Annotated in this window: 9 protein-coding genes; 5 read left to right on the top strand and 4 right to left on the bottom strand. The window is 61.4% G+C overall.

What is annotated here, in order from left to right; genetic code table 11:
• Positions 1 to 82: 82 nt before the first annotated feature.
• Positions 83 to 1,456 carry an aminotransferase class I/II-fold pyridoxal phosphate-dependent enzyme gene (locus VUN82_11585; protein ID XAS74418.1) on the bottom strand — a complete coding sequence of 458 codons (1,374 nt, stop codon included), beginning with the start codon at positions 1,454 to 1,456 and terminating at the stop codon, positions 83 to 85.
• 17 nt (positions 1,457 to 1,473) lie between these two features.
• The gene (locus VUN82_11590; protein XAS74419.1) at positions 1,474 to 2,004 is read right to left on the bottom strand and encodes a MarR family transcriptional regulator; all 531 of its coding nucleotides are present in this window, start codon (positions 2,002 to 2,004) and stop codon (positions 1,474 to 1,476) included.
• Between the two features lie 485 nt (positions 2,005 to 2,489).
• Between VUN82_11590 and VUN82_11595 the strand changes: the two genes are divergently transcribed.
• The 3 genes from VUN82_11595 to VUN82_11605 are packed head-to-tail and all read left to right on the top strand — an operon-like array spanning position 2,490 to position 6,416.
• On the top strand, positions 2,490 to 3,809 hold the full coding sequence (locus tag VUN82_11595) for a methylhydantoinase (GenBank protein XAS74420.1): 1,320 nt from the start codon (positions 2,490 to 2,492) through the stop codon (positions 3,807 to 3,809).
• Complete coding sequence (locus tag VUN82_11600; GenBank protein ID XAS74421.1) at positions 3,806 to 4,888, top strand: DUF917 domain-containing protein; 1,083 nt, start codon at positions 3,806 to 3,808, stop codon at positions 4,886 to 4,888. Before VUN82_11595 ends, VUN82_11600 begins: the two co-directional genes overlap by 4 nt.
• On the top strand, positions 4,881 to 6,416 hold the full coding sequence (locus tag VUN82_11605) for a helix-turn-helix domain-containing protein (protein ID XAS74422.1): 1,536 nt from the start codon (positions 4,881 to 4,883) through the stop codon (positions 6,414 to 6,416). Before VUN82_11600 ends, VUN82_11605 begins: the two co-directional genes overlap by 8 nt.
• A 195-nt stretch (positions 6,417 to 6,611) precedes the next feature.
• Here the strand turns inward: VUN82_11605 and VUN82_11610 are convergent, their stop codons facing one another.
• On the bottom strand, positions 6,612 to 7,436 hold the full coding sequence (locus tag VUN82_11610; protein XAS74423.1) for an aspartate/glutamate racemase family protein: 825 nt from the start codon (positions 7,434 to 7,436) through the stop codon (positions 6,612 to 6,614).
• Complete coding sequence (locus VUN82_11615; protein ID XAS74424.1) at positions 7,433 to 8,785, bottom strand: MFS transporter; 1,353 nt, start codon at positions 8,783 to 8,785, stop codon at positions 7,433 to 7,435. The genes VUN82_11610 and VUN82_11615 overlap by 4 nt, the downstream gene beginning before the upstream one ends.
• A gap of 432 nt (positions 8,786 to 9,217) precedes the next feature.
• On the opposite strand from VUN82_11615, the gene VUN82_11620 reads away from it, so the two are divergent.
• Together VUN82_11620 and VUN82_11625 are read left to right on the top strand one after the other, a co-directional pair.
• Entirely contained in the window at positions 9,218 to 11,269 is a 2,052-nt protein-coding gene (locus tag VUN82_11620) for a hydantoinase/oxoprolinase family protein (GenBank protein XAS74425.1), read from the top strand.
• An 11-nt stretch (positions 11,270 to 11,280) separates the two neighbouring features.
• Positions 11,281 to 12,954: a hydantoinase B/oxoprolinase family protein gene (locus VUN82_11625; protein ID XAS74426.1), complete on the top strand. Its 1,674-nt coding sequence runs from the start codon at positions 11,281 to 11,283 to the stop codon at positions 12,952 to 12,954.
• Positions 12,955 to 12,973: the final 19 nt, after the last annotated feature.

A 12,973-nucleotide genomic window follows, 5' to 3' on the forward strand; every position in this document is an offset into this window, starting at 1 on the left:
AAATTCCTCACTTCGTTGTAAGTCGGTCAGCGTCGAAGCTCTTCAGAACCAGACGCGCTTGATGTACTCGTTCAGCTGGGTCTTAGATTGTCCGTGGGGGCTGTTGCTCCATCGACGCAACGAGGCGATGGCTGAATTCTTTGGCCACTTGGAGATGCTCGGGTTTCATCGTGCAGGATCTCAGGACAGTGGTGTAGTCGCTATCAACTGCGATCCAAGGATGGTTCCTCGCGAGCCACTTGCTGTCGACCCGATACAGCGCCAAGTGCCAGCCGTCTTCGGCCAGGGCCGCGAACGCATCTTCTGTTGCCGCAGATATCTGGCTGCTCGTGGGACGCCGTGGGAAGGTACAAACGATGTCAAGTTCGGGTTCGACGACGAGCTCGGCACCGTCGGCGGCGCTGATGATTTCAGCTATTTGCAGCGCGGCCCTGCGGCCGTCGGCGATAATCGATCCCATTCCCTCGCGTGACAATCCCAGAGCTTCAACCGTGGTCCAAAATGCTGCCGCAGACGCTCCCGCTCTGGAGCACTCCAGACTGATCTCCCCAAGATGTAGGTCAGAAGAAGTGAAGTAAGTGTAGGGGGAATCGTGCGAGTAGAGCCTGCCGACAGATGGGTCAGCGAAGAGCACAGATCCGCATCCGTACGGTTGAAGTCCGTGCTTATGTGGATCTACGACGATTGAATCTGCCCGGCGTATGGCCAGGAAGGGGGCAGGATCAACCAGCGGGTCGGGACCAGTTGCCAGGAGGGTGTGGAATCCTCCGTAGGCTGCGTCGATATGCAGCCGGGCTCCGAATTCGGCTGCCAGGTCCGCGGCCTCATGGACCTGGTCCAGTGCACCAAGACCGGTCGTGCCTAAAGTGACGACAACGGTCCCGACCCCGCCTTGCGCGAGCCTGGTCCTGAGATCTGCCATTGAAAGACGGCCGAAGTTGTCTTCCGGAATGGTTTCGTGTGGGGTTCCGAGCAACCGGCACATGCGCTCGTGGGTGTAATGGGCGTTCGTTCCGGACAGTATGACCTTACCTGGATGCAATTCCCGGGCAACCCAGAGTGCCTCAAGGTTAGCGATCGTGCCGGACGATGTCAGATGGCCCAGATGTTCCTCATAACCGAACATTGCCGCAAGTTTCGCCACGACTTCCTTTTCCAGGGCCGCGGTAGCCGGGCCTCCGTCCATGGCATGGTTGTTCGGATTGATCAGGCCTGTGATGGCCTGCGCAACCCAAGCAACAGGGTGCGGGGGCTTGAGGAGTTGGCCGATGTACTTCGCATCGCCGTATGGATACATGTTGACCAGTCGTTCAACCAGGGAAGAAAGGGCAGCTGAGCCTGATGAGTCAATTGTTGGTCCTCCTGCCCACAAGGTGGCGTACGCCTCCAAGTCTTTGGCGCGCTGCCTTAGTTCCGCGATTACGGCGTCGTCCAGCCGGACGTCTTGAGCCCTCATAAGTTTCTCCTGGCGGTTTAGTTGGTTCGGGGAGTCGGGTGGTGCAGCAACAGCTTGCGCAGCAGTTCGGCCAGGATCGAGGCTTCCGTTTCGGTGAGTCCCGCGGCCCAGGCCTGCTCGCGCTGGTTGGTGACCTGGCAGAGATCGGCCACCATTTGCTCGCCTTCATCTGAAAGCTGCACTAGCGTCTTGCGCTTGTCTTTCGGATCCGGCGCTCGGGTCACGAGCCCGGACTTCTCCAATGTGTTGAGCAAGCTCGACATTGAAGCCGTTGAAACGCTGGACAGCCGGGCCAACTCGTTTGGGTTGACTTGGCCTACGGACCTAATGGTGAACAGCAGGCGGTAGCCGGCGAAACTGATGCCCATGGGACGGTGCACCGAGACTTCCATGTCTGTGGTCATACGGTTTGCGGCGCGGATGAGGTTGAAGCACAGCGCCATGGCGGGAGAATCGACGTCCGGGTACAGCTCAACGGCAGCGGCATGGGCGAGCGATTCATATTCGGAGGACCCGATGCGCTGCATCTTTGGGGCGTTAGCGCTCATAACGGAAGCTCTCCTCGACGGTGGCGCATTCCACCACGGCTGCAGCAATCACATTTTCTCCAAGAAAACCAGGGGACGGTAAGCAATTAGCTAGAAGTCTAGCTTAATAGTGCGAGCCGGGCTAGCTCTGACTGTGGGAAGTTCCATGCATAGACGTCTTCTGGAACCGCGCTCCCCGGGTACTAAGAGACGGGAATGAACGTCCTGCGCCGACTTCCATCCAACCAAGTTCATCGTCAACATAATTTGCTAGATATCTAGTGTTCATACAGACTGCGGAAACTCTCGGAACTCACGGAAGCGGGGTCAGAGGCAGCACACCAGTTGCTCAACGTCTCCATAGGCTGAGGGAGCATGCGACGATGCTCTCTTCGGTGAACTGGGGGAGACTTGGAGGACCACTAGTGGTGGACCGTATACACATGGAAAATATTCACCACACGGAAGATGCCCACCGTTGGTGGATGCCAGGCAGGAACTGAACAATGAGAGTGGGACTGCGACTACAGGGAACCAGCTGCCGGAGCGTTGTGCTGGACGGGCGGACTGTAGTTTCCGCCGCTCGGGAGGTACGCGCGGGCAGCTTGCAGGAAGCATTGGAATTGTCCCTGTCAGGGCTCCGTCGGGAGTTCAAGTCAGGCATCTCGGAGATCACTGCCAACGTCGGGCGGGTCTTGGCGGAGCGGAAACTGGACGACGTCGTCGCCATCCGCATCTCGCCCCGTCCCCCTGCGGACGCCTTCCACATGACAGTGCTGCCACCCATTGTTGAGCCTGCAGTGACCCGGACGGTTCATGTCCGTGGTGGTCACGACCTGCGGGGAAGGCCTCTGGCCCGGTTGGGCATGGAGGGGTTCCTGGCCGATCTCCCCGGCATCCTCTCCGGTGGCGTACGGAACGTGGCGATAACTTCCGTCGGTTCGACGTCGTCAAGGGACCATGAAACGCGCATAGCCGATGCCATCCTCAGCAACGACAGAGATATGCGGATCAGTATTTCCAGCGACTTCTATTCCAGCGTTTTCCGAGACCGGGACTACACCGCCATCCTCAATAGCGCCCTGATGCAGACGGGGGAAGAGCTGGCTGTCATGCTTGAGGAGGCAGGGCGGCGTCAGTTCCCGACCACCCTCCTGTCGTTTGCAAAGAACGACGGCGGCCGCGCACCTCTGTCACGGCTGGCCCTGACGCCTGTGCACGGGTTGCGCGCCGAGTCCGCGATGGGAATCCTTGGAGCGGCCACGTTGGCCGGGATCCCCGAAGGGGAAGTCATTCTCTGCATGGAAGCTGGGGCCACCGTGGGTCACATCCACGGAGGCCTGCCCTTCGCCAGAAGCCTCATTCGCCAAGGATTTGACGCAAGCCTCGCCAGCAACGCCGCCATTCTTGAGCCGTACACCGCCCACCATCCGGTTCGCGCAGACATTCCCTCCGTGATTGCCGACCTCCGCGAGCGCCAGGACACCGCTCTGCCATTCGGGCTGGTGCCCACTCTGCCGGCGGCCCAGGACGCCGCGCTGGTAGGATCTGCCGCGGCGCCGCTGACAGCTTGGATCGACAGGCTCGAGACCGTCAGCGGCCGGGTTGACCTGAAACGCGTACAGAACCTCGCCGAAGACGACGCCCACTCAGCGGCGGTCCAGTTAGGCGCCAGCCCCGGCCAAACCCACATCATCGAATCGAACGTCTATGCCATGCCCTACGGCAACCCCGGAATCGTTCGAATCCGGGTCCAAGCGGCGGGAGAAACGTCCGCCAACGAAGAACACGTGCTGCCTACAGCCGCGCGGGGAGTCACCCAATGAGTACCGTACTCACTACCGAGGACGTCCGGAACCTGCGCACCGGGGCCCACTTCCTGACCTGCACCATCGATCCGACGGCGATCTACATCTACGCAGAAATGATCCAACGGGCGATGGAGGACCGGTCATTGGAACTCATCACGGTCGACGAACTTGCCCCCGACGATCTGGTGGTGGCGGTCGGAATGGTAACGCAGGGCCTTTTCATCGCCGACATGCCTCCCGTGGGCGATGAGTTCCTCGGCTGCATCCGTGCCATCGAGGCCAGTCTCGGCCGGTCGGTGCGGGCGATCTATTCGCTCGCTGCCGCAAACATCAACGGAATCGTCCCACTCATGGTTGGGCTGCAGTCTTCGCTGCCCGTCATCGATTCCGACCCCATGGGCCGGGTTTTCCCCTTGATCAGCCAAACGACGCTGAACATTGGAAACGTGGCGATCGGCCCTGTCGCGCTCATGGGGGTTACCGGGGAACGGGCGCTGGTTGAGGTCGAAAGCGCCCAGCGGGCCGAAACGCTGGTGCGTGCACTGGTGACCGAACTCGGCGGCTGGGCAGCCACCGCCATGTATCCGTGTTCCGCGCACCAGTTGATGGAGCATGGCGTCCATGGCTCCATCAGCCGAATGATCCGGATCGGGCAAATCCTCGACGCGAGCACTCCCGTTGAGAGAAAGCTGTTGTTGCTCGCCGACCTCCTAGGGAGCACCCGCATCGCCCGTGCCCGCGTGAGCCATATCGAAAGCCTCTCCCGGCCCACAGATCTCGGCCTGCCGGCGCAGCCGTCCAGCCTAACGCTGGAAGACGAAGGGACCGGACGCATCGTCCGTCTTGAAATCCAGAATGAGATCCTGCTGGTCCTCGTAGACGGTGCGGTAACAGCAGCCGTCCCCGACATGGTGACGCTGCTCAATTCCGAGCAGGGCACGGTGGTCAACATCGACGACGTCCAGGTGGGCGACGTCATGGACATCCTGAAGATCACGGCAGCGCCGCAGTGGTACACGGAGGCGGGGCTTGATCTCACCGAGCCAAAGGCCTTCGGCATTCCGATGGTGCACCCAAGGCGGCGACATGCGTAGATCGAAAAATGAAACGCGGCTCGATGTCGCCGGCCTGTTGGCGCATGGCTCCCTACGTGGCACCGCGCCGCTATATCTCACGCCATCGAGCGGGTTGATAGAAAGTGTTGTTCTCGTCTCCCAGCTTGAGGCAATCCGGCAGGTGCGGCCCAATACCCTGGTCGTCCTCTCCTCGGAGATGGGATCAGGGGGTTGGCTGGTCTCCGCAGCGCTCCGACAGGCCTGGGAGCGGAAGGCCAGTGCCGTCGTCGTGGCCGGCAGCGCCTATGCAAGCGCGGCTGTCGGACTGGCGGAGCGGTTGGGCATCACCCTGTTGGCCATCGACGGGGACCCTGCAGCGCTGGCCCTGGCATTGGCGGCCGAGATAGGAGCGGCCCTGTCAGTGGTCGATGCGGAACTGGCCAGGGTGGCCCGGGCAGTCGCAAAGGACACCACGCTCGGTGATGTCCTCAAGACCATTTCCAGGGAGCTGGACGGGGTTGGAGTTTCACTGGAGTACGACGGCGTGGTTCTGGCCTCCGCCGGAATGCCTCCACGGGAGACTGACGAAGTCATCACCGTGGAAGTCGATGAGGCCAAAAGCGCCGTCCGTTTCACCATCATGGCCCGCGTGCCGGCTTCCGGCGTCCATAACTTGCGGCTGGTGCGCTCTATCCTTGAGGTGGCCACCCCCGCGGTGAAGTCTGCCTGGCTGATGGAGGACCTTTTCAGCACTGCCCGGGCGGTTCCCACAGCGGCGATCGCCGGGTTGGATCAGGACCCCCAAGCGTCAGGCGCGGAGTTCGAGGAAAAACACCGACAGCTGCTGAACCAGTTGGGCTGGCGCGAAGGGGAGCCGTATGTTGCAGTGTGGTTCCGCAGCGGGCAGCTCCAAGACCATCGGCCCGAGCTGACGGCCGTGTTGCGCCTGCTCTGGCGCAAGATCGCAGTACGCAGCCCCTTGGCCGAGGTTCAAGGCGGTTGGCTGACTCTCGTACCGGCCGGGGATCAAGACCCCTCGACCCAGCTCGAAACCCGAATCAGGACACGTCTGGGGCCAGCTCTTGCCGAGCTTGGCATGGTGGCGGGACTGTCCCGATGGCAGGAGGAAGCCCCGGCACTGGCGTCGATCGTGCGTGAGGCGCGGCTGGCTGCTGAATCCGCCCGGTCAACGGGGCCTGGCACGGTTCTGGGCTTCGCCAGCCTCGGGGTGGTTGCGGCCACGACGTTCGTCGACATGGACGCCGTCGCGCTCGTGGCCGAAATAACACTGCCGCGACTGATGACCTCCCCTGACCGCGACGTGATCATTACCGCGCTGGCGTCCTTCCTCGATCACCGCGGCTCCGTCAGCCTCGCTGCGAAGTCCCTCAACCTGCACCGGAACACCCTCCAGGCCCGGCTTAACCGGGCAAGGGAACTCGGTGTCCCGCTCGATATCCCCTCTGAGCTGCTGTCCGTCCACCTCATCGCCAAAGTGCTGCGGCGATCCATGCCAGACAAAACGACTTCGGAAGACTCCCTCGAAAACCAGGAAGGCCTCGGCTGAGTTTCCAGTTTTGATTCCGGAGCTAATCAACTCAGGGATGAAGTCGACACCTCGCCGCCGAGGATTCCCTCGCCTGCCTCGATCACGGGATGTCAAGGCAAGCGAGGGTACCCGGCTACCCCCGGTCAAAGATGCCCTATTGGTGGAGGGGCTCGACGACGCGACGGCAGTCGGCGTGACGGGCCGGCAATGTATTTACGCGGACACCGTCGTCATTGACACTATGTGCTTTGGTTCGAGAGCCGGGAAGAACCGCTGGCGTTCTTGGGCTGTGGGCCCGTCGTAGCCCAGGCGCTTGCTGTGCGTCCAACCGAATCGACGGACCGAGTCGACGAGCTGCTCGGCGTGTTTGAGCGGGGCCACAGTCGCGTCGATCACGGGTACGCCAATTTCCTCTTGAACCGTTCGGAAGAATCCGAATTCGGCCGTGCAGCCGAGGATGACGACGTCTGCGCCGTCCTGCTCCACAGCCTTCCGGGCTTCGGTCATGATCCGCTTCTCCGTGAGTACCGGGTCCGCTTGGAAGTCATCGACGCCCATCTCGAGCACGCCCCATGAGGCAAGACGCTCCGATGCGCCGCAACGATGGACGTTCTCGGCCATTTCGGGAATCCACTTTTTCCGGCCTACGAGGATGGAAAATCGCTCTCCCAGACTGCCGGCGATGCTCAGGGCCGAGTGCGCCGGGCCCACCACCACCATGCGATCGGTGATTTCACGGGCCGCCCGCAGCGCCGGGTCGTAAAAACAACCGATGACGGCGGCGTCATAGCCTTCTTCTTCCGCCCACCGCACCGTGCGCAACAGCTCTGGAAGCATGAGTGCTTCGAAAGCGTTGTATTCCACATGGGAGGGGCCCTCTCCCTCAAGGGAGACGACGTCAACCTCGGTGCCGGGACGGACTATCTGGCGGAAGGATTCTGCCATCGCCCGGTTGTACACGTCGGTGTAGAGCGGGTTGATCCATAGGATTCGGACGTTCTGCGAGAGAGCGTCGAGATTGTCGGTGGGGGTGATCATTCCAATTCACTTCCTTCGGTTTCGGGCAAGAACAGGCCAAGGATGACTGTGGCAAACAAGAACATGTTGATAAACAGAATTGTCGAGGTAGCTCCGGTGGCGGATGCCAGGAGGAAACCGACAAGACTTGGTGCGACCGTATTTGCGACGCGCTGACCGAAAATCCCGAACCCGTAACCGGAGCCACGAAGCGCGCTGGGATAAAGCTCGCCCATCCACGTGTCCCAGACACCCCAGGCACCCAGGGCGAAGAACGCCAGAGAGAACATGCCGATATACATCTCGGTCTCGGTCGAGGCTGTTCCGAAGAAGAATCCGCCGGCAGCCGCCGCCAGGACGTAGATCGTGAATATCCATTTGCGGCCAAAGCGTCCGGTCAGGTAGGAGGCCGTCATGTATCCGGGGATCATGAGGACCGCGCTAAGTGCAATGAAGGAAAAACTTGATGAGGCACTCAGTCCTCGCCCTTCAAGCAATGTCGGCATCCACGACTGAAGTCCCCAGTAGCCCCAGGAGAAGGTGAAGTTGATGAGGACCTGAATGATCGTTATCCGGCCCATTCGCTTTTTGAAGAGGCCCCAAATGGACTGCTTCTCGTCCTCCGCCACGGTGAAAATGGTGCCGCGGGGGATGCTGGCTGCTCCCAGACGGTCAAGGACATTATGCGCTTCTTCGTTCAGCCCACGCCTCGCGAGCCAGTACGGGGATTCTGGAACGACCTTGTACAGAACGATCCCCCACAGGCTGGCAAGTGCGCTAACGGCAATGACCCAACGCCAGCCGTGCCCTCCGATGAGAGCAGCGGTGCCGAGGGCGGCCAGGATACCAATCGGCCACCCTGCGGCAAGATAGACAGTCGCCCTTCCGCGGACCTTAACAGGGAGCAGTTCTTCAAAGTAGGGGAAAGTCACAGTGAAGACGCCGGAGAACAACAGCCCGGAGAGGAAGCGGGCCACCGAGAGGATCTCAAAGTTTGGTGCGAAGCAACTCAGGAGCGTGAAGACACCATAACCGGCGAAGCTCCAGGCGCAGGTGGCTTTCCTCCCGATCCGGTCAGAGATGGGCCCCCAAATCAGCGACCCTGGGATCATACCCAGGAAGAGTGCCGAGATGGCGATTCCTACCTCCGTCATGCCGACCTGCAGGCTGGTAGCCAGATCACCAGCAACATAGGTGAGCATGAGCATTTCCCAGGCTTCGATTGCGAAGGCGAAGAAGAGGACCGCGCAGATTTTTAAGTGGATGGACCCGAAAGGCATGTCGCGGAACGCGTGCCCTACGGCCATGGAGCGAGGTGGGCTCGCCGTCCCGGGCGCTTGCCCTGAAATGAGTGGGTCGATACTGGACATGTCTTGACCTCCGATATTTTGGACGGGATAAGAAGTACACGCAGTGGTTCTGTGCACGGAGAACAGTCCGGATATCAAGGAATTCACCTCGGAGCAGCTCATCCAAGCCTCCACTCGGAGCAGGCCGTCCTAGCCTCCCGCCGAGTGATTGCAATCACAGTACAAACGAGGGGCGCTCAGGCAGTGTTCACTTTGCACTTTTTTGATTCGCCCGTTTGGGCGTAAAGCACTGCCCTTCTCAACGGGCACCGCTCAGTCGAGGTGGAAGAGGCTTGTTGCGGATCTGGGCAGGGCGTACCTGCCAAGCGCCTTTATGCACTCTGCCCGTTCAGCCATAGCCAAATCATGCAGTATGCCCACCCGACTGGTTGGCTGCATATGTAGCGTGATCTCTCACACACCGTTCCATTCCAGAACCATGAGGAGAAACACATGCCGAACTACAGGGTGTCGATGGATATCGGCGGAACCTTTACGGACATTGTGGCGTACGACCAGGACGCCGGAACCTACGCGGCTACGAAAGCGTCCACCACGCCGGGGAACTTGAGTGCCGGAGTAATCTCAGGCCTCGAATCCATAGTTGATGATCTATCGGACATCGATTTCCTGGTGCACGGCACTACCCAGGGCCTGAATGCCTTCCTGGAACGTCGGGGGGTTCCCGTGCTACTGCTGGCCACGGCCGGCATCGAAGATACCTATCACATTGCCCGTGGCCCCCGTCTTGAGCTCTATAATGCCCAGTACCGCAAGCCTGCCCCGCTGGTCGAGCGCAAGGACGTCATCGGCGTCGGTGGCAGGCTGGACAGTCAAGGCCAGGAACTCGTGCCCTTGGACGAACTGGCAGTCCGCCAGGCCGCACGCCGGGCAGTGGAGGAGGGCTACGGCGCCGTCGCCGTTGCATTCCTGTTCAGCTACAAGAACCCCTCACACGAACTCAGGGCCCGCGAAATCCTGATCGAGGAACTCGGCGAAGACTTCACAGTCTCCCTTTCGCACGAAGCAGCCAAGGAATGGCGCGAATACGAACGCACGTCTTCCGCCGTCGTCGAGGCCTACACGGGACCGGTGGTACGCAACTACCTCCTGGACTTGGAAGAAAAACTCGCTGACCGGGGAGTGGAAGCCCCGCTGCACATCATGCAGTCCTCGGGCGGTGTGCTCACGGCCGAGTCCGCCCGTAAGCGTCCTCTGCAGACACTGCTTTCGGGCCCGGTCGGTGGTGCCATGGGCGATGTCGAACTGGCGGGTGTCTCGGGAAACCGCAATCTCATCGGCGTGGACATGGGCGGCACATCCTTTGACGTTTCCTTGGTGGTTGACGGCAAACCGGATGTCTCCACGGAGGCCCACCTTGAAGGTCTGCCCATGCTCATGAGCGTTGTCAACATCCACACCGTCGGCGCTGGTGGCGGTTCCGTCGCTTGGCTCGAAGCCGGCGGCCTGCGTGTCGGACCGCGTTCTGCAGGAGCAAACCCCGGACCGGCCTGCTACGGCCGCGGCGGGACGGAACCCACCGTTACCGATGCCAACCTGGTGCTCGGCCGTGTCGACCCCGACTGGTTCGCCGGCGGACAAGTCGCCTTGGACCGTGAAGCCGCGATAACAGCCCTGAAAACAGTAGGTGACCAGCTCGGCCTGGACCCCATCGCCATGGCCGAAGGCATCTGCGACGTCGCCAACTCCCAGATGGCGCAGGCCATCCGGACCATTACCATCTCCCGGGGTATCGAACCCCGCGACTTCTCCCTCGTGGCCTTCGGTGGAGCCGGACCCATGCACGCCGTCTTCCTCGCTAAGGAACTTGGCATCCCGGAAACGATCGTTCCCCGCTTCCCGGGCGCTTTCTCGGCCTGGGGCATGCTGCAAACCAACATCCGTAAGGACTTTTCCGAGCCCTACTTCTACCTCGACGAAGACATCGATGTGGCAGACATGGCCGGCATCCTGCGCTCGATGGAGGTCGAGGGCCTGTCGTCACTGGTCTCGGAAGGGGTCCCGGAGGAAAGCCGCGCCACGACGGCGTCCGTGGACGTCCGTTATCAATCGCAGGAGTTCTCCCTCAACGTTCCGCTGACATCCGCTGACGAACCCGAGTCTCCCGACTTCGTGGCCAACCTCGCTGTCCGCTTTTCCGCGATGTACCACGAGCGCTACGGCCACTCCAACCTCGGCGCCCCGATCGAAATCGTCACGCTGCGGACGCAGGCGGTCGGCGACCTGGGACGACTGGAAGCTCCCAGTCACGTCACTGCACAGGGGCCGGAGTTCAAGCACGAAATCCGCCGCGTGGTCTTTGACCACGTCGAGCACGACACCATCGTGGTCCGCCGGGACGACCTCGGCGCCGGCCACACATTCGAAGGGCCCGCCATCATCGTGGAGCAGACCGCCACCACCGTGGTTCCCCCCGGGTTCAACGTCAAGGTCGACGAGTTCGGCTCACTAATCATCCGCTCTGAAGATGTCGAAGGAAACTGAGGTACCAAAAAATGACACTTGAAGCAGTCAAAACCCTGGATCCCGTCACCGTGGAAATCATCCGCAACGCTCTCACCAGCGCAGCCGATGACATGAACGCCACCCTGATCCGTTCCGCCTACTCACCCATCCTCTATGAGGGCGGGGACTGCGTCGTGGCCCTCCTGGACACCGAACACCGCGTGCTCGGACAGTCCGCCGGCCTGCCGCTGTTCCTCGGCAACCTCGAAACCTGTTCGATGGCTGTGGAGGAGATGTATGGCCGCGGGGTCTGGCAGGAGGGAGACATCTGGATCCTCAACGACTCATACCTGGGCGGCACCCACCTGAACGATGTGACCCTTTTTGCTCCTATTTTCGACGAAGGCGCAGTGGTCGGATTCGCGGCCACGCGTGCTCACTGGATGGACATGGGATCCAAGGATGTCGGCGGCTCGATGGACTCGACGGATATCTTCCAGGAAGGCTTCAGGATGGGGCCTGTGAAGCTGGTCGAAGCCGGAATCGAGACTTCGGTTGTGGACCTGATCCGGACCAACGTGCGTTTCCCCTACCAGACCATTGGTGACATGCACGCGATGATCGCAGCCCTTCGAATGGGGACCACCCGGATGAAGGAGCTCGTGGGCAGGTACGGAATGGAGCAGCTGGATGCCGCCCGGGACGAGATCTTCCGCCAAACGGAGGAAATTGAGCGTGCGACCGTCCGCAATATCCCGGACGGAGTCTACGAAGCCGAGGGTTTCCTGGACAACGACGGCATCAATTTGGACACTCCCATTCCCATCAAGCTGCGGATTACTGTAGCCGGCGACACCGTTGACTTCGACGTTACCGAATCGGCGGACCAGACCACGGGTCCGGTTAACTGTGGTGCCGCCCAGGCCGTCTCGGCACTGCGGGTGGGCTACAAACTCCTCGTCAGCCCGGAGTCCAACTCCAACGGCGGTTCCTTCCGGCCCATGACCACCCAGGTTAGGTCCGGCTCAGTGCTCGGCGCCGTGACGCCAGCTCCCTGCCAGTGGTACTTCTCCCACCTTGGGCTGCTGATCGACCTCGTCTCAAAGGCAATGGCCCCTGCCATGCCGGACCGCGTCGCCAGCGCCAGCCACGGTGACTCAATGATCATCACCGCTGCCGGTTTCGACGCCCGCTTCGGCCGGAACTTCGTCACAATGGAGGCAACTCTGGGCGGCTGGGGTGCCTGGCAGGGCACGGATGGGGAATCAGCCATGATCAACAACGTCAACGGCTCCCTCAAGGACCTTCCCATCGAGATGCTGGAAACGCGCTACCCGTTCCGGATCAACGAGTACTCCATCCGCCCCAACTCCGGGGGCCCCGGACAGTACCGCGGCGGCAACGGCGTGGTACGCGAATACGAATTCCTGGCCGACTGCGTGGTCGGACTCTGGTTCGAACGGTCAAAGACCCCCGCCTGGGGGCTCTTCGGCGGATCAGACGCCCAGGGCCCGGAAGTTGTGATCAACCCCGGCCGCGCTGATGAGATCAGCACGCTGAAGGCGAACGCCCACAAGATCAAGGCCGGCGACGTCGTCCGCCTCGCCGTGGGAGGGGGCGGCGGCTTCGGAGACGTCTCCAAGCGCTCCCGCGAAGACATCACCCATGACATCGTCAACGGCTTCATCACCGAGGACTTCGCCAAGACGCACTACGGCTACTAAGCAACGCCAGTGGATGGGT

This window comes from Micrococcaceae bacterium Sec5.1 (assembly GCA_039636795.1).
GTDB lineage: Bacteria > Actinomycetota > Actinomycetes > Actinomycetales > Micrococcaceae > Arthrobacter.